Below are 25,126 nucleotides of genomic sequence, written 5' to 3' on the forward strand. Positions count from 1 at the left end.
ACGTGTTACAAGAGCATTGTAAGCTGCTTGCTGTTTTTAAACAAACCGGCGAAATCATCGGGAGAAAAAAGCTGCAAAAACTCATCTATATAGCCAAAAAGCTGGAGTTTCCTTTTTTCGAAAAATACCAGTTTCATATTTACGGCCCTTATTCTGAGGAGCTGAATCTCCGCATGGAGGAAATTTGTTCCCTGTCTTTTGTAGAAGAAGTGAAGGAGAAAAAATCAGGCTATTACCAGTACCGCTATAACCTGTCTTCTAAGGGTGAGGAATTCCTTTCTTTGTCGGATTATGAGCTGCCGGAAACAAAAGCGCTGTTAAACGAGCTGAACGAGCAAAGTTCCCGCTTTCTCGAACTTGTTTCCACTGTACTTTATTTCGAGTATCTAACAAGGGAAGAAGTAGAGGACAAGGTATTCACCTTAAAAGCAAAGCAGAATTATACATCAGAAGAAATAGGCAAAGCTTACGAGTTTATCTCGAGGCTGAGAGAGAAAACCAATATAGTAAGCTGAAAAAGGTGCCGCATATATTTCGCGGCACCTTTTTTGTACGCAGTTTATGAATCGCTTACTCGTTTTCCACCTGTCCCGAAGTGGGAAGGGGACATTTCCTCAATAATTACGGAGACCTTTTCAGGAGAAGCGTTTGTCGTTTCCACTACAGCATCAGTTACTTTTTCCACGAGCTGGCGTTTCTGGTCATCAGATCTTCCTTCAAGAAGTTTAACTGTCACAATTGGCATATAGATCGCTCCTTAGCATAATTTAAAGTTGAAAGTATATAGTTTTCTCAGGAGTGCCCTGATCAAACGGCTTATTCATTACTATACTCTTTTTCAATTATGATTTCGACGCTGACGCTTCCCCTCCCTGAAAATAATAATGTAAAATTTTACAAATTTTTCGTATTGTGGCACACTTGCCGTGGGAGGATGCACAAAGGTGCATCTGAATTTCCTTCTATGATAAACTAACATCAACATATTGTTTTCGAAAGCGAGGAATGAGCCATGGATTTATTTGAAAATTATAAGAATAAACATAGAGAGAAAGATCCTAACGAGAAAAAAACAGTGAAAAAAGGCCAGGGGTTTAATATCCTCAGTTCTGACTCTACAGACGGCCACGGAGGATACGGGACAGGTGTTTTAAACCTGAATAATGTATCTCCTGTTTTTATTGATGTGAACGAGGGAGAAGCGTTCATCGACATGGGAGCCCTCCATGCCCGAAGTGCGGTGGAGAAAGGGATTAAATTCCTTAAGGAAAAGGACAAAGTGCCTAACGGAAAGCCATACTGGCTCGTGTGGGTTACTACAGATATGAGAAACGGAAGCCCTGCCTATATAGGTGTAGCAGCCTGCGAGCTTACTGTGGACCGGGAAATCCGCCGTGGATATAAGAGCCTCCCGGAGCATGTAAATAATATGGACAAATCGCTAAAGGGACGTATTATTGTTTCTCATATGGATGATAAATCAAAAAAGATCCTTGCAGATTACCTGAAAGATTTTAATGAAGATATGTGGAAAAACTCAGATGAACAGTTAAGAAAGGACTTGGATGCAACTTAAAGTTAAATGAGTATGTCGGTAGCTCAAAGTGTTTAAATAATACCTGTTTTACAAGAATAGGTGAAGAGAGCGGAACGAATGAGACTCCTTCGGGAAAAGCAACATGTTTTCATGCGATGAGTAACCGCAGGAGCAGGTGAAGACCCCGCAGGGTGCAGTTTCCCGAGGAGGCTGAGGCGTTCCCCGAGGAAAGCGAATTCGTGTAGTTTTCTTCAACACACTTTTTAAAGTAGCAACCATAATTCTGAGCAAAAGGGTACTCAATTAAAATTATATTAGTATAAAATGTGAACAAAATGTGAACAGCCTTTTACATCTTGCAAAAATGACAGTAAGCCAGTAAACTAAAGTACGGCACACAAAAGCTTCACTAAGACAAAAAAGCAGGCGAAGGGACTTTGTCCTTCGCCTGTTTTTTTGTGTTATATCGGGAAAGCATATAATTTTTTTCAAAGCTGCAGGTCTTAGTTAAACCATTTAATGATCCGTTCCATCCACTTGTCTTTTTCCCCATCTTCTTCATCTGGAGTGTCCTTATCAGGTTCGGCAAGGTCCGTGTTATGTTCAAGGTGCTCTGTACAATAGACTTCTGGTTCTGTTCCTGCAAAGAAGTATGTTTTTCTTCTTACAGGACACGCTTCAGTTGCCAGCTTGCCGTTAAAAGGATTTATTTCCGCTTCCACAAGTGTGTCGGGGACAGGGAATGCAAGCTTCATTTCTTCTTGTAAAGCATCCTGCATAAACTTAGCCCAGATTTTTTTAGCATAGCCGGCGTCTCTGTCGCTGAGGCTTTCATTTTGGTCGTAGCCTACCCAAACTCCTGAAAGAAGCTGAGGTGTATAGCCGATCATCCAGCTGTCAGTAGATGTTGAACCGCTCTTCCCGGCAGTGGGGCGGTCAAGGAAATGGGAGACGCTTCCCCCGGTAACTCCCGCAAAACTTGCTCCGAGGGATGGTTCAAACATTCCCTGCATCATATTTGTCATAATCGCAGTAAGGGCAGGGTCCAGTGCCAGGTCTTTTTCTTCCTCTGCTTCAAAAATTACGTTCCCGTCTCTGTCCAGAACCTTAGTGACGAACTGAGGCTCGACAAGATAGCCGCCGTTAGCAAAGGGGCTGTAGCTGCCGGTCATTTCCAGTATTCCTACATCACTGGCTCCCAATGCGAGAGCCGGGACAGGATTTAACGGGCTTTCAATGCCAAAGCGGCTGGCTGTTTCCGCTAATACATCAAACCCAAGGAGAAAATGAGTTTTCATGGCGTAAATGTTGTCCGAGACAGCCAGTGCCTGCAGCATGGTAATATAATCATCCGCATACCTCCCGTTAAAGTTGCCCGGAGTGTATTCTTTGCGGCTGTTGTCGTATAAAAAAGTTGTTTCTTCGCTCTTTAGCATGGAATTAGGCCTCATTCCATGTTCAAGGGCAGCGTAATATAAAAACGGTTTTATAGTGGAACCAGGATGGCGTTTTGCCTGCAAAGCCCGATTAAAGGAACTGTCCTGATAATTTTTACCCCCAATAAGCGACTTCACTTCACCTGTCCTTGGGTCCATTGCTATAAATGCTGCCTGAAGCTCTCCGCTGTCCTTAAGCTCATTCTCCAGCCATTTTTCTGCTTTTTTCTGCATTCCCACGTCCAATGTTGTATGAATTTCGAGTCCGCCTGATGTGAGCAGGGCGTTGTCGAGCCCCAGTTTATCTTCCAGCCAGCTGATGACCGAATCCTGGAAGTACGGAGCAATCCTGTTTGCCTGCAAATCCGTGTCAGAAGCATATTTAAGCCGTTCCTTAGACGCCTGTTCTTTTTGTTCTTCTGTAATATAACCTGCTTCTTTCATGGAAGACAGGACGATTTCCTGGCGAAACTCCGCTTGTTGTTCATTAATTAACGGGGAATATAAATTAGGCCCTTTAGGGATACCGGCCAGCATTGCAGCTTCTGCCAGTGATAAGTCTTCCGCGTTTTTTTCGAAATAAATATTGGAGGCAGCTTCAATGCCATAAGCGCCATTTCCATAATAGATCGTATTTAAATAACCCTCTAAAATATCCTTTTTTGGATAGTGAAGCTCAAGTCGCAGGGCGTAAAAAGCTTCGTTCCATTTACGCGCCCATGTTTTTTCGTGGGTTAAGTAAAGGTTTCGTGCATACTGCTGGGTAATTGTGCTTGCACCCTGGGCTTTCGTGCCGGACTTCAGATTTGCCAGCACCGCCCCGCCGATCCTGAAAAGGTCGAAACCATAATGATTATAAAAGCGTTTATCTTCCACTGCTATCGTCGCCTCAAGAATGTTCCTGCCCATATGGTCAAGGGGAATCCAGTGGCGGTTCTCTCCCTGATGAATTTCACCGATCACAGCTCCGTCACCTGAAAACATGACAGTTGTTTCCGGCACCGAGAGAGCGGGAGGCTCCAGCTGGTAGGCATAAGCAACTATTGCAGCAAGGCTTCCTAATGTAAGCGTCATTAAAATCACAGCGCTCCGGATAACCTTTTGAATAGCCCGTTTTCTCTTTTTGTACGCTCTCCTGGTAAGTACTTCCACTTGTAACCACCTCTCCATGCGGGAGGGTGCTGGACCCTCAGCCGGCAAACATTATTACCACAGTTTTCCACAAAGAGAAAGGCAATATACTTATCCGGAAGAAAACAGTTCCTATTTTTTCCTCAATGCATTATAATTTTTCTGTTATAGGTGTGGGTTCAAAAAGGAGGATGAAAAGGACCGAGAAGTTCGAGGCGGTGCAGCTTTGAGTAGTGGAACGTATGCTTATAATACGTGAGCAACGGAAAAGCAAGACAAGGAAGAAATTCGATGTGTCATTTTCACCGGACATTTATGAACCTCCTCTATACGGGAAAAGATCAAAACAGAGGTTACAAAGGATAAAAAGGCACTGTTCCGCTGAAGCTAAAGAACGATGCTGATTTAGTGATAGGAAGCCTGTAGGGGCTGTACCGAAAAGGCCTGTATTTAAAACAGATGCAGAGTTAATAGAAAACATGGTTTTTCCGCCTGCATCCCCGTGAATGTATAAAGAAGAGGTGATTATTATGGAATTCTGGTTTACTGAAAAACAAACAAAAGATTTCGGTATTACGATGCGAGTGAAGAAGATCCACCATAGTGAAAAAACGGAGTTTCAGCAGCTTGATATGGTGGAAACGGACGAGTTTGGCAACATGCTGCTTTTAGACGGCATGGTAATGACGACAGAAAAAGATGAGTTTGTCTATCATGAAATGGTTGCTCACGTTCCCCTGTTTACCCACCCGAACCCGGAGAACGTTCTCGTTGTCGGCGGAGGAGACGGTGGTGTAATCCGTGAAATCCTGAAACATCCGGAAGTGAAAAAAGCGACCCTAGTCGATATAGACGGAAAAGTCATTGAGTACTCAAAGAAATACCTTCCATCTATTGCAGGGAAGCTGGACGACCCTCGTGTGGAAGTAAAAGTGGATGATGGCTTCATGCATATTGCTCAGAGCGAAAACGAGTATGATGTCATTATGGTGGATTCCACCGAGCCGGTTGGACCTGCTGTAAATCTGTTTACAAAAGGATTTTACGAAGGGATTGCGAAGGCACTAAAAGAAGATGGACTGTTCGTTGCCCAGACCGACAATCCTTGGTTCCAGCAGGATCTGATCAGAAACGCCTACAAGGATGTAAAGGAGACGTTCCCGGTGACTCGTCTTTATACAGCGAGTATTCCTACGTATCCGAGCGGTCTCTGGACCTTTACTATGGGTTCGAAAAAACATGACCCTCTGGAAGTGACTGAAGATCGTTTCCATGAGATTGACACGAAATACTTTACTCCTGAAATTCACCGTGCCGCATTCGTGCTTCCTAAATTCGTGAAAGATCTTACGGAATAAAAGAGAAGGCTGCGGTTTGAACTGTGGCAGTATTTAATGATGAAAGATCAGGGAGGTAAAGACTGTGTATTTTGATCAGGGATATTCAGGGAAAGTTTTTATAATGGGCAACCGCTCTTATGAGGAGAGCGACATTGTCATATACGGGATGCCAATGGATTATACGGTAAGTTTCCGGCCAGGCTCACGTTTTGGGCCTAACAGAATCAGGGAAGCCTCCATTGGCCTGGAGGAATTCAGTCCATACAGGAACCGCCACCTGGAGGAAGTGAAATACCACGATGCAGGGGATATGCTGCTTCCGTTCGGGAATGCGGCAAAAAGCCTGGATATGATTGAGGAATATGTGGACAAGCTTCTTGGAGACGGGAAATTTCCTTTAGGAATCGGCGGAGAGCATTTAGTTTCCTGGCCGATTTTCCGTTCTTTTTCTAAAAAATATGATGACTTGGCAATTATTCATATTGACGCCCACGCGGATCTGAGGGAAGAATATGAAGGAGAGCCACTTTCCCATTCAACACCGATCCGGAAGGCCTGCGGGCTAATCGGACCAGAAAATGTCTACTCTTTCGGCATCCGTTCAGGAATGCGGGAGGAATTTCAGTACGCCAAGGAATCAGGAATGTATATGGCGAAATTTGAGGTGGCAAAACCACTGAAGGAAGTGCTACCTTCTCTTGCAGGAAGGCCTGTATACGTCACAATTGATATTGATGTGCTCGATCCTGCTTACGCTCCTGGCACAGGAACAGCAGAAGCGGGAGGCATCTCGTCGAAGGAGCTTCTTGAAGCGATAGGTTTAATTGCTGATTCAGCGGTTAACGTGGTGGGCTGCGACTTAGTGGAAGTATCCCCTCCATATGACCCGACAGAACAAACATCTATCGCCGCCAGCAAATTCATCCGGGAAATGTTACTCGGGTGGCCCGGGAAAAAGTAACCTTTAATGTCCGATCTCTGGTGCGTAAACACGTAAAGTAAAAGAAGCGGATCACACAACCGTAAACGAGACACTTTATGCGTGGAATACCGCGGTGGAACTCATAAAAGAAAACGAATGGGGTTGTTCCGCAGGATTTGAACCAGCTGCTTACGATGTTCAAACAAAATCCTTCCGTAGAGCTGGTTCAGCGGGAAGGCCGCCAGCTTAGAATTAACGCCGAAGCCAGGGAGAAAGCTCGCCAAGAAGCAGAAGCCCGCCGTATCGAGCATGAACGGCAGGCGCTCGAAGAACGCTCTCGTCTGATGGCGGAACAGGAACGCCAGCGAAAAGCGGAATACGCCAACTTCGGCGGGCAGTATAAAACGATTTTCAAAGAATCGTTCCCGCGTTTTATTGAGTACCTGTTTAACAACCCGGCATATCACGATGTTCATTCCAGTGCGCAGACCAAAGCATCCGTCATTTATGACATCATGCGCCAGGTAGAGCGTCCGGACTCCGTGGTCACAAGGGAAACAGCGAAAGATCCGCAGAAGGTGCTGGATCTTGTCCGATATATTCTGGATGCGTAATCTTAGATACAATATCACCGTGCGAATCTGCACGGTGTTTTTTTTCATCAAAAAGGCCTACGTTTTTATTAAAAACGAAGACCTCTTATATTTTAATTTTTATTTAACAAAAGTCTGAAACAGCCTCACTCACTGGATACCCTATAAGCATTGTACATAAAACACCGCAACCAATTGATGTCCATGGTCCCGTAAAGGCTAGTCCTAAGCACCATAGGCCGCATTGGAATGCTGACGTAGCTCCTGCTAATGTTTGTATTGCCCATTCACATGTAGAAGCCGTTTGGAATTCCCCACTTTGGTTTGCCATTACCTCTAAATATTCTTCGTGGGTATAAGTATCGGAAGTTAAGTTATCTGTAACATTTTGTTCGTTAACAGTTAAATCAGCAACTGTTTCACCATTATCTTTAATTTTTAAATCTACTGTTCTGTCACTCTCGTTAGGATTTATGAAATGCTGCCTATCTCCTAAAACTTCTTGGTTATTTAAATCAACATAGAAAGTAACGGACGTTAACCCTTCTGACGACCCCTCTACAGCAAAACTTACAATACCAAGATTATACGGCCCTGTTGCGTCTAAATCTTCAGGAGCATCAATTACGGCAGCACCTCTATTAATCTTCCCATCTAAGTTTTGCACAACTGATCTAAAATCACTGGAACTAAACAAAACTTGCCTTGTTTCATTTATTTTTTCGGTATGCCCAGTGGATTCCACTTCCAAATTACATAACTCGCAATCCTGTGTTAGACTATTACTTGCAAACGATGTAGCGACAAAACCAAAAGAAATAATTTAAACTAGTAAAGCAGCCGTTAATCTTTTAAACATGAAACCCCTCCTGAAATTTTTTGGTAATTTTTTCAATTAGTATTTTAGCTTGATAGAACCGAAAAATAAACAGCAATTAACAAATTTACCTTTTATATGTAAGGAAGGCTGGTTTTAAACATGAAGAAACATGTAGATACTCCTTGGTTTATAGCCCTTTTAGTAGGTGTTGCCGTCTTTTTATTTATTTTCTTAACTACGAGGGATTTTAATAGAGCTATCCCTATGGCTATTGGTGCTTTTATTGTGTATTTTTTAGTTTATCCATTGTTGCGTAAACTTAAAGAAAATCCAAATGATTAAACTACACATTCAAAAACCATACTCTAAACAAAAACACTACCCCTTTTATAAAGGAGAGGTGTCTCGTACGATATATTTTAGACGTGGTAAAAAAAGGGCCTGGGGATAATCCCCGGACCCTTTATTTTGTGTGCCCGGCATGTGCATACGCTTTAGGGTTCAAGTCCCGAACAGTGAAGGCCGTTGTAACTGCTAGCTAAAGGCAAGGGTGTCCGGGGCGACTCGGAATCTGAAGGAAGCCGGAGGCAAATCTCCGACCCGAGGAACACGAATCTCATACCAGGCTGTCTGGTCTGGATGAGGCTGCAAAACAAGTCAAAGTCCTAACGACCGAAGGATCCGGCAGTAAATGAGGCGGGTATATGGAGAGGAAGTTTATGCACTTACCCGGGTAGGTCTGACAGGAACGCCGTACAAATGCGGTAACTGATTCCGGGAGGAATCACTGAACTGTCAGAAGTCAGCCGAAGCCATAGTACCACAGATTTCTAGATTTTGTGGGAAGGGCTGAATCATGAAAAGAGTGCTCATCCACCTGCGTACGTATCATTCGATAACACAGAATATACCAGCTTGCCTAGGAAGCAGAGGTGAATCCCTCCAGGGCTTAGGAAGCGTGGAGAATGATACCACACAATGGAAAGGAAGAGCCACGTGGAGGTTAATGTGATGTTGGAAGAGATATTACACCGAGACAATTTGAATAAAGCATATCTCAAGGTAGTCCAAAATAAAGGGAGCCAGGGCGTTGACGGCATTACCACTGCGGAACTGAAATCCCAGATCTCCGAAGAATGGTCTGCCATCCGCCAGGGGCTCTTGTCGAGAACCTACCAACCGTCACCGATCCGCCGAGTCGAAATCCCGAAACCGGACGGGGGTAAACGGAAGTTAGGGATCCCGACTGTCATGGACCGTCTGGTCCAGCAATCCATTAATCTCTACCTTCAACGAATCTATGATCCGACATTTTCTGAAAACAGTTACGGTTTCCGCCCGAAACGACGAGCCCATGATGCCGTGTTGAAAGCAAAACAGTATATCAATGAAGGGTACACATGGGTGGTCGATATTGATCTGGAGAAAGTCTTCGACAAAGTGAACCACGACCGTCTGATGCGAACGTTAAGTTACCGTATCAGCGACAGAAGGGTGTTGAGCATCATCCGGAAATACCTTCAGGCAGGAATCATGGAAAACGGATTAGTTAGGCAAAACGACATGGGGACTCCCCAAGGGAGTCCATTAAGCCCGCTTCTCTCAAATATTGTCCTGGATGAATTGGACAAAGAACTGGAGAAACGGAGTATTCGCTTTGTCCGCTATGCGGACGACTGCCAGATTTACACGGGGTCAAAGAAAGCCGCAGAGCGTATCCGAAAGAACATGATCACCTTCATTGAAGATAAACTGAAGCTAAAGGTAAATCGGGAAAAGAGCGCGGTAGACCGTCCGTGGAAACGAAAGTTCCTGGGTTTCAGTTTCACAGCTTCTTCTAAAGGAAAAGCGAAAATAAGAATACACAGGGAATCAATCCAACGGGCAAAAGGTCGAATCCGTGAGATTACTTCCCGAAAGAAAAGTATTCCTATGGAATACAGAATTGGCAAGCTGAACCGGTTTATCGTCGGCTGGAGAAATTATTTCCGACTGGCGGAAACACCCTCGGTATTAAAGGAATTAATGAAGTGGATAAGAAGAAGACTTCGAATGGTACGATGGAAAGAATGGAAGAAACCGAAAACAAAAGTCAGAAACCTAATCGCCTTGGGAGTATCGAAGCAGAAGGCTTATGAATGGGGAAACACAAGAAAAGGCTACTGGCGAGTCGCCTGTAGCCCAATTCTTCACCATACGCTTAATGACGCCTACTGGCGCAGGATGGGTTTGAAATCGTTGATATAACGTCTGATTTTCATGAAACCGCCGTATACGGATCCGTACGTACGGTGGTGTGAGAGGTCGGGGGTTAATCACCCCCTCCTACTCGATTTGGCTTTTAATTCAAGTGCTTTTTCACGGCGCTCCGTGGAACTCCTTTTTATGAATTTTTAAATCCATCAACATATTTTTCTAGTATTGGGTTAAACCTATTATCGTAGGTGTTGGTTATGTCTATGTATTCAGATATTACATTTTTGAAATCCTCTGGACTAAGTTCAGGGTTCAATTCACTGGGTTCTTCTGGTGTCGTTAGTTGTTCATATGCCTCTTTCATGAGTTCTACTAAATCAATTAAAAATTGCCTTTCATAAGTAGTGAGTTCTAAATCTAAATAAAATGGTGGGGTTTGAGGGTCAGAATAACCACTTTTCATTAATGAAGAGGTTACATAAAAATAACTAAATACACTACCATTAACCTCTTTTATAAAGATGGGTGACCTTCTTAGAAGGTAATCCATTCTATCAAATCTGGAAGTTAGATCCATCATATTAATTGCAAATCTTTCACCTGTAGAATCAACCTCTATTAAAGCCTCTGTTTGTTGGATTAATAAATATAATTCATAAACTAATTCATTACTGTACACCTCAAACGCACGTTTATCTTCCTGATACCTTTGAAAATACTGATAGTTGAAAATTAAACTAATCAATAGAAAAAAACCTAAAACGATTATCACACTTTTATTTTTCACAATTTACCACCGTATTTTATTAATAATCAGCTAAGTATATTATAACTTAGGTGATTATTATAGTTTATAAACAAAGAGTTTTATTTTTATTGGGCGTACAAGTTAGTCATTACATCTGCTCTAAAAGAACTACCTGGAAGAGGGAGAACATAATTATGGACGTGTGCCGTAGCCTCTATTTGTGCGTTAGAATTCTCTGCTCTTAAAACATTATTCCCTGTACTAGCAGAGACAGCACGGATAACACCAAGCTCACCATAGTATTGTTCTTGAAGATCAAAGGTCCCAGGGTGCCAATCCACATTACCAACTTCAAGAACGTCATTAGGTGTTAATGCATCCCAGACAGTATCAGCAATATCTGATATTCTTTTTGTTGCCGGAATTACACCAATCGCAGTACTTATCATACCGTCAGGACTTTCCTCTACTCCATCCCAAGTCATAGTTGAGCTAATCCACACGTTCCTACCGAACAATTCTGATACTTCTATTTCAAAGTTTTGAAAACGCATCCCGGCATTGTTGTAATATAAACTAAGTTCTTTAGTTAAGTGATTATACTCTAATAGCGCTCCATGCATAACCTTGTAGCCAGCAATCATGTTCCATAAGCCGTTATCATCAGGAAACATATTATCTCGATGACCCACAGGGATTAACACAGATAATTGCGTAATGGTAAAATCTCCTTGTTCACTACTGTAGGCATAATAATCATATCGTGTACCACTCGTAGCGCTCCAGCGTTTCCAACCTTCTCCTTTAAAAAGATCCTCCACGTATATTCCATTATAAAAATTTTTTTCCTCCAAGTTAATACTACTCGTTGGAGACTCTTTCAGGTCGCGGAACAGTTGATCTAATGATCATAATTTATAGGAAGCTCTTCCCAATTATCATCTTCGGAATCTTTAGTGCTGCTTATGGAAAATTCAGGGTTCTTGACGACCATATTACCATCAAGCATACAACATGACAACCGCTAGTCTGAGCATCACCACCATTTTGTGAGAAAATATTAAAATTAAGATTACTAAACTTGCAATCTTAGACTATATTAAAAGGGAAAAAAGAAAATTCAATTTAATTTAGCAATAAATGGTATATAATACAAATAAATACCATATTATCACAAATGTTAAATTTTTCTATATAAATGTCGTTTATTCAAATAATGCAAAATAAAACCATATATGTTATAGGGTAGGAGGAGCGAAATACCCCTCCTTCGCCTTATACCTCTCGAAACGTACGAGGTAGAACATTTCAGACCCTTACATTTTAAGTTCCAGACCTAAACGAAAAACACCGCCCCTTTTAAAAAGGAGCGGTGCCATGAGTTTGTTTATTCAGATGGTGCTTCTCTATTCATTCGCTGTTTGGCTATTTCCTTACGACGCTCGCGCAGCCGTTTTGCATACGCAGGACTTGTTCGAAACGCCATCGCTTCTCGCTCCGGCACGTCGTATTCCTCTCCGGTAACGGGGTTTCTGCCGACACGGGGGGATCTCCTTGATAAGTACCAACTACCCTTCCCGTGCATTTTTACCTCATTCCCGTTTTCAAGTTCCTCACATATGCTGTCCCACATGGCATCGAACGCGACCTTGATCGTATCTTTATGAATACCTGAGCGCTCTGAGGCCCGTTCTTCGATGTAATTTTGATTGCGCACATGGCCGCCATCATCTACGAATGGTTTTTCATCACTCTTTTGGGTGTTCTCTCTCTCTTCTGCACTCATGTGCACCACCCTCCTTTCAGCTATATCATAGTTCCGGACCATCATCTTCCAGTTCGACATCCCGCTCATCGAACCCGTAATCATCCCCGGCAGTTGTCTTTTGATACGACTGACCTCGACCTCGGATGTACGTATCATAGGACTTGCCGTAGTTGTTACCTTTCATTTCTTGCGCTGCCAACTCCTCTTGCTTTACTTGCTGATATGATCGGCGAGTAGGCACCTAAGGGCAACTTTAAAAACCCCTTGTCTGGCAAGGGGTTTTTGTTTTTGGGTAAGAAATTAACGTGATGTCACTATGAAGCGTGCCATAGTGACAGTTGGGTGCATGCAACTTTCTCCAAAAATAAAGTAACTTTGCTGTAAAATTGGGTAAAGCTTGATGGAAACAGGCAAAATTAGATATAATACTAAAGTTATCCATTAACTATTCATGGTGAAATGAGGGGCCCCCCATATTTATCAACTTGCTGGCAATGGGGGCACCACATAAAAACTAGAAGCACAACATCTTTTTTAAAAGAAACGGGGGATTACATGGAATCCGCAAAAGGGTTACCCGTTGCAGTATTAATGAACACGACAATAAGGGACAGCGGGAGAAAGGACACCACTGAAATTAAAGCAGAAGGACTGCTTTTTCAGAAAGGTGCTTCTGTATTTCTCCGTTTTCAGGAACCTGACGAAGAAGCAGGAAAAACGGTCCAGACCATTAAAATAAAGAACGAGGAAATGTCCGTTATCCGCAAAGGTGCGGTTACAATGAACCAGCGTTTTATCCAGGGTGCCGAAACGGAAGGGATGTATCACAGTCCGTATGGGCCGATGGAAATGATCACAAAAACTAAAGAAGTTTATTATAACTGGAACAGCACAAGTAAAACAGGAAAGCTCAGGCTGCGCTATAATCTCAGGCTGCAGGGAGGAAATGCAGGGGATTATGATATGCGCGTAACTATAAGGGAGGTATCAGAGCGCTCATGAACCAGGTAGAAAAGCTCAAAGCACAATTGAAGCAGGAAATCGTCAATGCAGTTGTAAAGGCTGGGCTGGCGGAAAAAGAAGAGCTGCCGGAAGCAGTGATTGAAACGCCGAAAGAAAAGGAACACGGGGATTATGCCACGAATATGGCAATGCAGCTTGCAAGGATCGCCAGAAAAGCACCACGGCAAATTGCCGAAGACATAAAGGAACATTTTGATGCAGAAGCAGCGAATGTTACAAAAATTGACATTGCAGGTCCCGGCTTCATTAACTTTTTTGTAAAGAAAGATTATTTAACAGATGTAGTAGCTGAAGTACTGGAAAAAGAAGAGAATTTTGGCAGCAGCGACTTCGGACAGGGTAAGAAAATCCAGGTGGAGTTTGTATCAGCCAACCCGACAGGAACATTGCATCTCGGTCATGCGAGGGGCGCTGCAGTAGGGGATTCCCTCTGCAACATTCTCGAAAAAGCAGGCTATGAAGTTGCCCGGGAATATTATATAAACGATGCAGGCAACCAGATTGACAATCTTGCCCGTTCCATTGATGCAAGATACTTTCAGGCACTTGGCGAAGATAAGCCAATGCCGGAAGACGGTTACCAGGGAAAAGATATCATTGGTTTCGCGGAAGAAATCGTTGATATTTACGGAGACAGATTTAAAGAAGCCGATGAAGAAGGGCGGCTCGAGTTTTTCAAAGAATACGGCCTGAAGCGGGAGCTTGATAAGCTGAAGGAAGACCTTGCTGATTTCCGGGTGAATTTTGATACATGGTATTCAGAGACCTCCCTTTATACTTCACAAAAAGTGGAGGCTGCTCTTGAAGAACTAAAGGATCGTGGCGAAACCTACGAAGAGGGAGGAGCTCTCTGGTTCCAGTCTACGAAATACGGGGACGATAAGGACAGAGTTTTAGTGAAAAGCGACGGCTCTTACACGTACTTAACACCTGATATTTCTTATCATAAAGATAAGTTTGCCAGAGGTTTTGAAGAGCTTATTAATATCTGGGGAGCAGACCACCATGGGTATATACCAAGGATGAAAGCGGCGGTTCAGGCCCTTGGCTATGATCCGGAACAGCTCCAGGTACAGATTATTCAAATGGTAAATCTGTTTGAGAACGGCGAAAAGGTTAAAATGAGCAAACGTACAGGTAAAGCTGTAACAATGCGTGACCTGATGGAAGAAGTAGGGATCGATGCTACCCGTTACTTCTTTGCTATGCGTGCAGCGGACACTCACCTTGATTTTGACATGAGTCTTGCAAAATCCCAGTCCAATGAAAACCCGGTTTATTACGTTCAGTACGCTCATGCGAGAATCTGCAGTATGCTTCGCCAGGCGGAGGAAGCAGGATTTAAGCCTGAAAAAGGGGCGAACCTTGAAAGGCTTACTGCGGAAAAAGAAATCGATCTGATGAAAAAAGTAGGCGAGTATCCGGAAGCGGTAAACGATGCTGCGAAAAAACGGGCTCCGCACCGCATTGCTAATTATGTTTATGAGCTTGCGCAGGCGCTTCACAGCTTCTACAATGCGGAAAAGGTTATTAACGAGAATGATGACGAGCTGACAAAAGCACGTCTTGCCCTCATGGAAGCAGTACGAAGAACGCTCCAGAACGCACTCAAACTTGTAGGCGTGGAAGCACCGGAGAAAATGTAATTTTAAAATAGGCTTTGTGAAAGCCCGGTGTCGAATTTTTACACAGTGTTGATTGTAGCGAAAGGGGGCGAGACGCCTTCGGGAATAGCATTGGCTGAAGATCCCCTCGGAAGCCAAAAAGGCTACCGAGGTAGCTGATGCAATGCCCGAGGCAAGCGAGCGTCCTGAAGTGAAAATCAACATTAAAGTACAGAGCTTAAAATAAAAACCGGCTGAGGCATGCTTCAGCCGGTTTTTCCCATTCATAAACAGTAAAAACAGGCAAACACTAACTGGCAGAGGTGATAACTATGCCAGTGACCCGGAAAAGAATTTACTATGAAACAGCAGGGCAGGGACCAGCAGTTTTATTTATCCACCCGCCAGGAATGGGGCATATAACTTTCCGCCGGCAAAAAGAAGAACTAAGCAGGAGTTTTAAAGTGATTGCTATGGACCTGAGAGGCAATGGGCGAAGCAGCCTATACAACAGCAGGCCTCTGACAATGGAGACAATAGCTGAAGACATTATAAGTGTTCTTGATCACGCGAGGATAAAACAGGCATATATTTGCGGCTACTCCAACGGCGGGTCAATGGTGCTTGAAGCTGCTATCAATTATCCTGATCGTTTGAAAGGAGTTATTCTCCTTGGGGGGTTTCCGGAAGTGAACAGCTTCCTGCTGCGAAATGAGTTTAAGCTTGGAATCTGGGCGGCGGAAAATAAATGGATGGGGTTGTTAGCAGGAGTACTTGCAGGAGCCCATGAATGGAAAAGCCTGAAAAATATGTGGCAGCTTGCTTCCTATGTGAAACGGACCCCTCCGGAGGTGCTGGAAGAATATTACCGGATTGGCCTGGAATATAAAGCTACGGACCGACTTGGAAAAATTCAGTGCCCGATGCTTCTTGTTTACGGCCAGCGGGCAGATTATCTGCATCATTACCGGAAATTATTTTCCAGGAAGATGAGGGCGCCGCTGGATATGATTCTCGTTGGGAATGTAGCTCATCAAACCCCGACCAGAAAAGGTTCAGCAATTAATAAAATAGTGAAAGATTTTATTATAAAGCATGAGGCAACCCCCACCCTCCAGTGAGGAGAGGCGGGGGTTATTGTTTTGTCGGTGATTATTCAGGACAAATTAAAGTAAGAATGATGAGATTTGTCCAGCATTTTTAGTTTGCTGGACAAATTCGAGGGTCGATGGTTAGATTTGTCCAGAGTAATGAATCTGCTGGACAAATTTAAATGGAAAGGGTGAAATTTGTCCAGAAAACCAAGGGAATCAGAGGATTTTATCCATTAAATTCCTTTTTACTGGACAAATATCCCCTATAGTAAAGAGATTTGTCCGGCATTCTTAGTTTGCTGGACAAATTCAAGGGTCGATGGCAAGATTTGTCCAGAGTAATGAATTTCCTGGACAAATTTAAATGGAAAGGGTGAAATTCGTCCAGATTGCCAATACGTCAGTGAAAGCCGGCAGCCAAACAACCGACCTATAACAGCCCCCGCCCTCCAGTGAGAGGAAGCGGGGACGCCGGTCGCATTATACCTTCAGCAACCTTAATCCGTTTAAAATCACAAGGATGGTACTCCCTTCATGGCCGATGACACCAAGTGGCAGAGAGACTTGCTGTGCGAAGTTACCGCTGATCAGCAGCAGAATTACCAGCACTGAAAAAGTAAGGTTCTGAAGAACGATCCTGTTGAGCCTTTTTGAAAGGGATAATGTTAAACGGATTTTGTTCAGCTCGTTTTTCATCAGCACCAGGTCGGCTGTATCAATCGCAACATCACTGCCTGAGCCCATGGCTATTCCAATGTCCGCCTTAGCAAGGGCAGGGGCGTCATTTACACCATCTCCCACCATTATTACAGAATTATATTGATTCTTCAGCCTGTCAACTTCCCGGACTTTATCCTGTGGAAGGCTCTCGGAAATCCAGCTGTCCACTCCTGCCTCCTTAGCGATCGAAGCAGCTGTTGCCTCATGATCTCCTGTTATCATTACAGTCTTAATTCCCAGTTCATGAAGCTCGGCCAGTGTTTCCTTTACCCCCGGCCGAATTGTATCCTTTACAGCAAAGGCTCCGGCAAGCATGCCGCCTTTTGAAACATAAATAACTGTTTTACCATCCCTCTGCCATTGTTTTTCACGGTCGAGCCAGCCCTCTGAAAGCGGCCTCAGCCCTTCCCGGTCCATAAGAGCGACACTCCCAATGAGCCACTGTTCCCCGGCTGCAGTTCCTTCCACTCCGTATCCTGTAATATCGAGGATCGAATCCACCACTGGCAGCGGCGAATTGCTGCCTTGCCTGGAAAAATCACTCAGGGCTTTGGCGAGGGGGTGATTAGACTGCCTTTCCACAGCGTATACAACAGAATAAAACTCCTCTTCCGACAGGGTGTCTTCAATATGGACATTAATTACCTGCGGGTGCCCGGAAGTTATCGTTCCGGTTTTATCAAAAGCAATAACATCCGCTTTAGAAAGCTGCTCAAGGAAGACCCCGCCTTTCATTAGTACACCGTTCCTTGCCCCGGTGGAAATAGCGGAGAGAAGGGCGGGCATCACTGAAGCTACGACTGCGCATGGAGAAGCAACAACGAGGAGAACCATCGCCCGGTAAAAAGTTGTCTCAAAGTCCCAGGCGAAAAAGAAATATGGAATAACAATCATCAGGGCAACTGCTGCCAGTACAGCGATAACGTAAGGTCCTTCCACTTTTTCGATCCATTGCTGGGCAGGCGGGCGTTCTTCCTTTGCCTGCTGGACGAGACGAATCATTTTCTGGAAAAGAGAATCAGAATTTTCCTTCTTTACTTCTACAGTCATCGACCCCTTGCCATTAATTGTACCGTTAAAAACGCTGGCGCCTGAGTTTTTGAAAACCGGCACGGCTTCCCCAGTTAGGGCAGCCTCATCCACCGTTGTTTCTCCGGAAAGGACAATCCCGTCAACAGGAACCCTTTCCCCTGGACGGACCAGCACCTTGTCACCGATACTTATTTCCTCAACAGGGATAGTCCTTGTTTCCCCGTCCGCCCCCAGGACAGCAGCTTCATTTGGAGCAAGCTTGATTAATGAAGACAGGTCTTTCTCGCTTTTTTGCCATGTATAGGTTTCCAGTGCTCCACTTAAAGAAAAAATGAAGATGAGTATGGCACCCTCGCCCCAGTAGCCGATCGAAGCGGCACCAACAGCAGCGAGAATCATGAGGATTTCCACGTTCAGAGAGCGGTCCTGCAGAAGATCGAGGATTCCTTCCTTTGCTTTATAATAACCGCCCACAGCAAAGGAGGTGATGTAGAACAATACAGCAACTGTGGAGTAACCCGACAGATCAATTAAATATCCAGCAAGTAAAAATAATCCGCCAAGCAGCGCGAAAATGAGCTGCTGGTGCTTCTTTACAGTTGATAAGTAACTGTTGGCTCCGGCAGTTTCACCTAATAGGAGTTGCTTCTTTTTTTCAAACGTTCTTTGCTGTTCCATCATAAATTCCCCCTTCATTTTCCTCCAGGAGGCAGCGACTGTCCCGGAAGGTGCTTTATGTTTAACCATCAGGACCCGGCAAAAAGGAGTATTACATGTTGAACAGGGAACAATTGAGAATCAGAATCAAAATCAATACACTCTAAAAAGCAGAAATGCTGCAGCCTGGCGGGCAGGCAGCAGCTATTTTCTTAAGCATATATATAATTACGAAGAGATACAATAAGACTATGCAGAAAGTTGTGAATTCTTTCGTAAGTTTTAAAAATACCCCCCCTTTACATAAAGGGGGATATGGCGGTGGCTAGCGCCTCTTTCGCTTTATCGCCAAAGGTTCGGTTATTCACATGCTCCATCGTAATTTTCTCACTGCTGCCATAAAAGTCTTTTTCAATCTTGCTTTTTACCTCACGGACCCAGTCGCCATCATAAATAATGCAATTGATTTCAAGATTGAGGTGGAAGCTGCGCATATCAAAATTGGCAGTACCGATATCCGCAATTGTGTCATCAATGATCATCGCTTTCGAATGGTAAAAGCCTTCGTAAAACTGCCGGATTTCCACCCCGGCTTTAAGGAGCGGTTCAAAGTAAGGAAACGCGGCGTCTTTTACAAGGGGATGGTCGGGATATTTGGGAATGAGAATCTGCACATTTATTCCTTTTTGTGCCAGTTGAATTAAATGATCCCTCATCTCCACACCTGGAACAAAATATGGTGTGCCTATCAAAACGGAATGTTTCGCCTTACTCAGCATTTTCATCATCGATTCTTTTACATGGGCCCCGTCAGTTGCTACAATCCGGGCCTTTAATTTACCTTCAGGCAGGGGAGGGAAGTAACGTGGATCCTCATGCAGGTCTTCCCCGGAAGATTTTCTCCAGTCACGAATAAATTGTGTCTGGAGGTCGGCTACCGCTTCGCCTGTCAGGTATAAATGATAGTCTCTCCAAGGACCTTTAGAGGGGTCCTTGCCCAAATACTCATCCCCCACATTATAGCCGCCGACGTAGCCGGCTTTGCCATCAATAACAGTAATTTTTCTGTGGTTTCTTTCATTCAGGCTGTAAAATAAATAAGGGAAAGAAGGGGACTGGGTTTTTGCGAACTTTACTCCGGCACTTCTGAGCCTTTTTATTTCTTTCCTGGTGATCGCCAGGCCAACCCAGTCGACCATCAGACGCACTGTAACCCCTTCTCTGGCCTTTTTTTTCAGCCTTGTAAGCATTTCGTAGCCTATTTTGTCATCCCTGAAAATATAGAAATTCACATGAATGTGGTCTTCTGCAGTCTCTATTAACTGAAACATATGCTTAAATAATTCGTCTCCGTGGCCGATAAATACAGCATCAGTACTGCGAACAGGAGCTTCTTTATAAGGCTGGATTTCTGACTGGTGTTTTTTCTGCCCCAGACGCAGGTCAATTACTACCCATAAAATGAAAGCTAGAATTATAGCGAAAAGTATGATAAAAACCACAGCGTGTGTCCTCCTAAATAGAGCGTTTATTGTAAATTGCGTGATTACAGGTATAATATTCAGTTATATTTATTCCCTTAAGTCAAACAAATCAACCTTATGGAATATAACGGAAATAAAGCAGGAAGATTTATTTAGAAAAAAACCATATGAATGAATACTCATTCATATTTTTATGTGTTATAATAGTTTTTGAATTTCACTTATTTTCAGAATAGGGTTATTTTTCACCCCGGCACTGTGGCATGATTGGGGAGGAGCCTTGTTCATATAACATCAGGGGACTGCAAAGGAGGAGTCGGTAGGAATGTTATTACTTAATGCGGACAGGAAGGAGAGGTTTAAATGGAACCGATTATAATCAATTGGATTCTTTTTATCCTTGTAACAGGTTATGCAGTTTATTTATTCGCCTCGCTTGTTAAAACGAGATATGAATATATAAAGCTTGGGAAAAAAGCAGAATTCACCATGGACACAAAGCAGCGCTGGGAGGCTGTGATGGTCAATGTGTTCGGGCAGAAAAAATTATTGAAGGATAAGAAGAGCGGAATCATTCACGTATTGTTTTTCTACGGATTCCTGCTTGTACAGTTCAGTGCTATCGACGTGATCTGGAAAGGGCTTAACCCAGGATCGCATCTGCCTCTTGGGCCAGTGTATCCATTCTTTACATTTTTTCAGGAAATTGTCGTATTGCTGATTCTTGTAGCAGTCGTCTGGGCTTTCCACCGTCGTTATGTGGAAAAACTCGTTCGTCTGAAGCGTAATTTCAAAGCCGGTCTTGTACTTATTTTCATCGGAGGCCTGATGATTTCCAAGCTTTTTGCTAAAGGAATGGAAATGCTCTGGCTCGGTAAGTCAGTAACAATGTGGGAGCCGATTGCGGCCGGGATTGCAACCGTTTTCAGCGATATCAGTCCGACAGCGGCCGGGGCAGCATTCTTCGTTTTCTGGTGGCTGCACCTGTTATTCCTTCTCACTTTCCTTGTTTACATTCCGCAGTCGAAGCATGCTCACTTGATCGCAGGCCCTGCAAACGTCTATGTAGGTCCGACACATAAGAGAGGACAGCTGACTCCAATTAATTTTGAAGACGAGGAAGCTGAGAAGTTCGGGAAAAATGAAATAGAAGACTTTGACCAGAAGCAGCTTCTTGATTTATATGCATGTGTGGAATGCGGTCGCTGTACAAACATGTGTCCTGCAACAGGAACAGGAAAAATGCTTTCTCCAATGGACATCATCGTAAAAATGCGTGACCACCTTACTGAAAAGGGAGCAGCAGTTACTTCACGAAAGCCGTGGATGCCTGAATTCGCATTCAATAATACAAAAGGCAACCAGCTTGCAGCGGCAGGAGCAGGAGGAGCAGAGGCAGCGGCTGCTGTGGACCCTTATGATGTAAGCCTCATTGGCGACGTTATTACGGAGGAAGAGCTTTGGGCTTGTACTACTTGCCGTAACTGTGAGGACCAGTGCCCTGTAGCTAACGAGCACGTAGATAAAATCGTTGATATGCGTCGTTACCTTGTTTTAACAGAAGGTAAGATGGATACAGAAGCACAGCGTACAATGAAGAATATCGAAAAACAAGGCAACCCTTGGGGGATCAACCGTAAAGAGCGTGAAAACTGGCGCGATGGCCGGGATGATATTGATGTACCTACTGTAAAAGAAATGAAAAAGCGGGGAGAAGAATTTGAGTATCTCTACTTTGTAGGTTCCATGGGTTCTTATGACAGCAGAAGCCAGAAAGTGGCCCAGTCCTTCGCAAAAATCATGAATGAAGCCGGCATCAAGTTTGCTATTCTTGGAAACAAAGAAAAGAATTCCGGAGATACACCAAGGCGTATTGGAAACGAATTCTTATTCCAGGAGCTGGCACAGGCCAACATTCAGGAGTTTGAGAAAAACGGTGTGAAAAAGATAATTACAACAGATCCGCATACTTACAATGCATTTAAAAACGAGTATCCGGACTTTGGACTTGAAGCAGAAGTGTACCACCATACAGAACTTATTTTTGAATGGCTGCAGCAAGGGCTGATCAAACCGATAAAGGAAGTAGATGAAACAATCGTCTATCACGACTCCTGCTACCTCGGCCGCTATAACGATGTGTACGATGCGCCTCGTGAGATTCTGAAAGCAATTCCAGGTGTGAATCTTGTGGAGATGGAACGGAACCGGGAAAACGGCATGTGCTGCGGGGCAGGCGGCGGTATGATGTGGATGGAAGAAGATACTGGTACCCGTGTTAACGAAGCACGTACAGAACAGGCTCTCGAAACCTCAGCCTCTGTTATCGGAAGTGCGTGTCCGTACTGTCTGACAATGCTAAGTGACGGGACGAAGGCGAAAGAAGTAGAAGAGAACGTAAAAACACTGGATATTGTAGAAATTTTAGAAAAATCTCTCGATATAAAGAAGGATTCTGAATCTGCGTAACGAAGTATAACAAGTGGTAAGAGACGCGGATAAGTTATTCAGTCAGGCTGCTGCCGGACAGCCTGGAGGATTTACCGGAAAAAATACGGAATGGGGAGGAGCCGAATTTAATTTGCTCTTCCTTTCCGTATCTATACCCGGCAGTCTGAGGCGATAGGGGTCTGCCAGACTCAGTAAGTAAACAGGTGCAGATCGATGCGCCTTATTGAAAGCGCTTTATTTGCTGTGCCTTTTGACTGAGCGAGCGTTCAATCGATTTTTTCAGAGGCATCTGAACTCCCGTCTTTTGAAGAAAAGAGGGGGCGGGCAGTTCTGCGTATCAGGCGAACAGAAAGAGCAGAGGAACCAATTCATAAACAAACCAGCAAGGAGGAGAAATAATGAGCAAAACAGTTATTACTGGAGGGGCAAGGACACCGATTGGAAAAATGGGTGGAAAGCTTTCGGGATTTTCTGCATCACAGCTGGGCGGCAAGGCAATCAAAGCCGCACTGGAACGTTCCGGGATTGACGGTAAAGATGTAGATCATGTAATCATGGGTTCTGTTCTTCAGGGTGGACAGGGGCAGCTCCCGTCACGGCAGGCACAGCATGAAGCCGGTATTCCGTGGGAAACACAGACGGAGACGATTAACAAAGTTTGTGCTTCCGGTATGCGCAGTGTAACCCTGGCCGATATTCTGATTCGTGCAGGAGAACAGGAAACAATCGTAGCCGGTGGTATGGAGTCTATGAGCCAGGCGCCGTTTTTTGTTAAAGGAGCACGATTTGGTTTTAAAATGGGTGAACAGAAGTTCCATGACATGATGATTCACGACGGTCTTACATGTACTTTTACGGGAGTACACATGGGTAATTACGGTAATAACGTCGCGAAAGAGCATGGTTTAACGCGTGAGGCTCAGGATGAATGGTCCTATCAAAGTCATCAGAAAACTGCCCGTGCGATAGAAGAAGGGAAGCTGGCAGAAGAAATTGTCCAGGTAGAAGTTCCCCAGCGAAAAGGTGACCCTCTCGTTGTAAAGGATGATGAATCACCAAGGGCGGATACTTCTGTTGAAAAGCTTGCGAAACTGAAGCCGGTTTTTGGCGCAGACGGAAGTATTACTGCAGGAAATGCCCCAGGGGTTAATGATGGAGCGGCTGCACTCGTACTGATGAGTGAAGAAAAAGCTCAGGAAAGAGGAATCGACCCTTTGGCGACGATTCTCGGTCACACACAGCTTGCTGTCGAGCCGGAAAACTTCCCGAAAACACCAGGGCTTGTTATTAACAGGCTTCTTGAAAAAACAGGCGTGGCCATTGAAGATGTAGATTTGTTTGAAATCAACGAAGCGTTTGCAGCTGTTGCTTTAGCGAGCGGACAGATTGCGAATGTGGACCCTGAAAAAATCAATGTTAACGGTGGGGCGGTAGCCCTTGGGCATCCAATAGGAGCGAGCGGAACGAGAATTATCCTGACTCTGGCTTATGAACTGAAGCGCCGGGGAGGCGGAATCGGTATCGCCTCTATTTGCAGCGGAGGCGGCCAGGGCGATGCAGTAATGATTGAAGTTAAGTAATAAACGGAAAGCAGGCCGCCGGGGGAAAGCATGATAAAAATGATTTCCGGCGGCTGGATTACGGACAGGAGGATTAACATGGATATAAAAAAAGTCATGGTAGTAGGAGCTGGACAGATGGGTTCCGGAATTGCGCAAGTTTGTGCTGCTGCCGGTTATGAAGTTGTCCTGCATGACATCAATGAAGAAGCTGTGGAAAAGGGACTCAGCAGGATTAAAAAACAACTTCAGCGCCAGGTGGATAAAGAACGAATTGAACAGAAAGACATGGATAATACCGTGAATAACCTGGCCACCTCTGTTGATCTGAGCAATGCTGCTAATGTGGATATTGTTATTGAAGCAGCCGTGGAAAATATGGAAGTGAAAAAGGACCTGTTCGCCCAGCTCGATGAAATTGCACCTGACCACGCAATTCTGGCAACAAACACATCATCTCTTCCTATCACTGAGATAGCAGCAGCGACGAACCGTCCTGAAAAAGTAATCGGGATGCACTTTATGAATCCAGTGCCGGTCATGAAGCTTGTGGAAGTTATCCGGGGGCTGGCTACAAGCCAGGAAGTATTTGAGGCAGTGGAAGCAATGTCAGCTTCTTTAAAGAAAACTTCCGTAGAAGTTCAGGATTTCCCTGGTTTTGTCTCCAACCGTGTTTTAATGCCAATGATCAATGAAGCGATTTACACGGTGTATGAAGGAGTGGCATCTCCTGAAGATGTTGACGAAGTCATGAAATTAGGGATGAACCATCCGATGGGGCCGCTGACTTTAGCAGACTTTATCGGGCTGGATACATGCCTCTATATTATGGAAGTGCTCCACGAGGGCTTCGGAGACGATAAATACCGTCCGTGCCCGCTGCTTCGTAAATACGTAAGCGCCGGCTGGCTCGGCAAAAAATCAGGAAGAGGCTTCTACACATACGAGTAACAAAATCAGGATCAGCCTCCGGCAATACCGGGAAACGGCACGATCTACTCCTTAAGAGGT

Annotated in this window: 22 protein-coding genes; 13 read left to right on the plus strand and 9 right to left on the minus strand. The window is 44.3% G+C overall.

All coding sequences use genetic code 11. The features are described from left to right. Positions 1 to 2: 2 nt before the first annotated feature. Positions 3 to 515: a YwgA family protein gene (locus BK582_RS06120; protein ID WP_078593458.1), complete on the plus strand. Its 513-nt coding sequence runs from the start codon at positions 3 to 5 to the stop codon at positions 513 to 515. 44 nt (positions 516 to 559) lie between these two features. On the opposite strand, the gene BK582_RS06125 is transcribed toward BK582_RS06120, so the two are convergent. After that, positions 560 to 745, minus strand: a complete 186-nt coding sequence (locus BK582_RS06125) for a 2-hydroxymuconate tautomerase (RefSeq protein ID WP_078593459.1) — start codon at positions 743 to 745, stop codon at positions 560 to 562. A gap of 267 nt (positions 746 to 1,012) precedes the next feature. Between BK582_RS06125 and BK582_RS06130 the strand changes: the two genes are divergently transcribed. Further along, entirely contained in the window at positions 1,013 to 1,576 is a 564-nt protein-coding gene (locus BK582_RS06130) for a YwhD family protein (protein WP_078593460.1), read from the plus strand. A 464-nt stretch (positions 1,577 to 2,040) separates the two neighbouring features. Here BK582_RS06130 and BK582_RS06135 read toward each other — a convergent pair whose 3' ends face one another. After that, on the minus strand, positions 2,041 to 4,125 hold the full coding sequence (locus BK582_RS06135; protein WP_078593461.1) for a transglycosylase domain-containing protein: 2,085 nt from the start codon (positions 4,123 to 4,125) through the stop codon (positions 2,041 to 2,043). 509 nt (positions 4,126 to 4,634) lie between these two features. On the opposite strand from BK582_RS06135, the gene speE reads away from it, so the two are divergent. From speE to BK582_RS06155, 3 genes are all read left to right on the plus strand, one after another. Then, positions 4,635 to 5,462 (plus strand): spermidine synthase, encoded by an 828-nt coding sequence (gene speE / locus BK582_RS06145; RefSeq protein WP_078593463.1) that lies wholly within the window; start codon positions 4,635 to 4,637, stop codon positions 5,460 to 5,462. 103 nt (positions 5,463 to 5,565) lie between these two features. Next, complete coding sequence (gene speB, locus BK582_RS06150; RefSeq protein WP_414458032.1) at positions 5,566 to 6,405, plus strand: agmatinase; 840 nt, start codon at positions 5,566 to 5,568, stop codon at positions 6,403 to 6,405. Positions 6,406 to 6,542: 137 nt separating this feature from the next. Beyond that, complete coding sequence (locus tag BK582_RS06155; RefSeq protein ID WP_078593465.1) at positions 6,543 to 6,980, plus strand: hypothetical protein; 438 nt, start codon at positions 6,543 to 6,545, stop codon at positions 6,978 to 6,980. 103 nt (positions 6,981 to 7,083) lie between these two features. Here the strand turns inward: BK582_RS06155 and BK582_RS06160 are convergent, their stop codons facing one another. Beyond that, the gene (locus BK582_RS06160; protein WP_078593466.1) at positions 7,084 to 7,710 is read right to left on the minus strand and encodes a hypothetical protein; all 627 of its coding nucleotides are present in this window, start codon (positions 7,708 to 7,710) and stop codon (positions 7,084 to 7,086) included. A gap of 228 nt (positions 7,711 to 7,938) precedes the next feature. Here BK582_RS06160 and BK582_RS06165 point away from each other — a divergent pair, with 228 nt between their 5' ends. Continuing rightward, entirely contained in the window at positions 7,939 to 8,121 is a 183-nt protein-coding gene (locus BK582_RS06165; RefSeq protein WP_078593467.1) for a hypothetical protein, read from the plus strand. Between the two features lie 666 nt (positions 8,122 to 8,787). After that, entirely contained in the window at positions 8,788 to 10,026 is a 1,239-nt protein-coding gene (ltrA, locus tag BK582_RS06170; protein ID WP_078597820.1) for a group II intron reverse transcriptase/maturase, read from the plus strand. A 136-nt stretch (positions 10,027 to 10,162) separates the two neighbouring features. Here the strand turns inward: ltrA and BK582_RS06175 are convergent, their stop codons facing one another. The 4 genes from BK582_RS06175 to BK582_RS26820 form a co-directional block, all read right to left on the minus strand. Continuing rightward, entirely contained in the window at positions 10,163 to 10,762 is a 600-nt protein-coding gene (locus tag BK582_RS06175; protein WP_078593468.1) for a hypothetical protein, read from the minus strand. A gap of 86 nt (positions 10,763 to 10,848) precedes the next feature. Beyond that, positions 10,849 to 11,577: a hypothetical protein gene (locus BK582_RS06180; RefSeq protein WP_078593469.1), complete on the minus strand. Its 729-nt coding sequence runs from the start codon at positions 11,575 to 11,577 to the stop codon at positions 10,849 to 10,851. A 533-nt stretch (positions 11,578 to 12,110) separates the two neighbouring features. Further along, positions 12,111 to 12,509: an HU family DNA-binding protein gene (locus BK582_RS06185; RefSeq protein ID WP_169910860.1), complete on the minus strand. Its 399-nt coding sequence runs from the start codon at positions 12,507 to 12,509 to the stop codon at positions 12,111 to 12,113. A gap of 25 nt (positions 12,510 to 12,534) precedes the next feature. Further along, positions 12,535 to 12,675: a hypothetical protein gene (locus tag BK582_RS26820; RefSeq protein ID WP_169910862.1), complete on the minus strand. Its 141-nt coding sequence runs from the start codon at positions 12,673 to 12,675 to the stop codon at positions 12,535 to 12,537. Between the two features lie 407 nt (positions 12,676 to 13,082). Between BK582_RS26820 and BK582_RS06190 the strand changes: the two genes are divergently transcribed. The 3 genes from BK582_RS06190 to BK582_RS06200 all read left to right on the plus strand — a co-directional run bounded on the left by BK582_RS06190 (position 13,083) and on the right by BK582_RS06200 (position 16,239). Beyond that, complete coding sequence (locus BK582_RS06190; RefSeq protein ID WP_169910863.1) at positions 13,083 to 13,493, plus strand: YwiB family protein; 411 nt, start codon at positions 13,083 to 13,085, stop codon at positions 13,491 to 13,493. Further along, positions 13,490 to 15,160 (plus strand): arginine--tRNA ligase, encoded by a 1,671-nt coding sequence (argS, locus tag BK582_RS06195; RefSeq protein WP_078593472.1) that lies wholly within the window; start codon positions 13,490 to 13,492, stop codon positions 15,158 to 15,160. The genes BK582_RS06190 and argS overlap by 4 nt, the downstream gene beginning before the upstream one ends. Positions 15,161 to 15,450: 290 nt before the next feature. Continuing rightward, positions 15,451 to 16,239 (plus strand): alpha/beta fold hydrolase, encoded by a 789-nt coding sequence (locus BK582_RS06200; protein ID WP_078593473.1) that lies wholly within the window; start codon positions 15,451 to 15,453, stop codon positions 16,237 to 16,239. A gap of 453 nt (positions 16,240 to 16,692) precedes the next feature. Here the strand turns inward: BK582_RS06200 and BK582_RS06205 are convergent, their stop codons facing one another. Beyond that, positions 16,693 to 18,645, minus strand: a complete 1,953-nt coding sequence (locus BK582_RS06205) for a heavy metal translocating P-type ATPase (RefSeq protein WP_078593474.1) — start codon at positions 18,643 to 18,645, stop codon at positions 16,693 to 16,695. Between the two features lie 275 nt (positions 18,646 to 18,920). Next, a complete protein-coding gene (cls, locus tag BK582_RS06210) occupies positions 18,921 to 20,123 on the minus strand; it encodes a cardiolipin synthase (RefSeq protein WP_078593475.1) in 1,203 nt (400 codons plus the stop codon). A 345-nt stretch (positions 20,124 to 20,468) separates the two neighbouring features. Between cls and BK582_RS06215 the strand changes: the two genes are divergently transcribed. The 3 genes from BK582_RS06215 (at position 20,469) to BK582_RS06225 (ending at position 25,066) form a co-directional block, all read left to right on the plus strand. After that, positions 20,469 to 22,574, plus strand: a complete 2,106-nt coding sequence (locus BK582_RS06215) for a (Fe-S)-binding protein (protein ID WP_078593476.1) — start codon at positions 20,469 to 20,471, stop codon at positions 22,572 to 22,574. Positions 22,575 to 22,954: 380 nt separating this feature from the next. After that, complete coding sequence (locus tag BK582_RS06220; protein ID WP_078593477.1) at positions 22,955 to 24,136, plus strand: acetyl-CoA C-acetyltransferase; 1,182 nt, start codon at positions 22,955 to 22,957, stop codon at positions 24,134 to 24,136. A gap of 78 nt (positions 24,137 to 24,214) precedes the next feature. Continuing rightward, positions 24,215 to 25,066, plus strand: a complete 852-nt coding sequence (locus BK582_RS06225) for a 3-hydroxybutyryl-CoA dehydrogenase (protein ID WP_078597822.1) — start codon at positions 24,215 to 24,217, stop codon at positions 25,064 to 25,066. The last annotated feature ends 60 nt before the right edge of the window (positions 25,067 to 25,126 follow it).

This window comes from Evansella clarkii (genome assembly GCF_002019695.1).
Taxonomy (GTDB): domain Bacteria; phylum Bacillota; class Bacilli; order Bacillales; family Salisediminibacteriaceae; genus Evansella; species Evansella clarkii.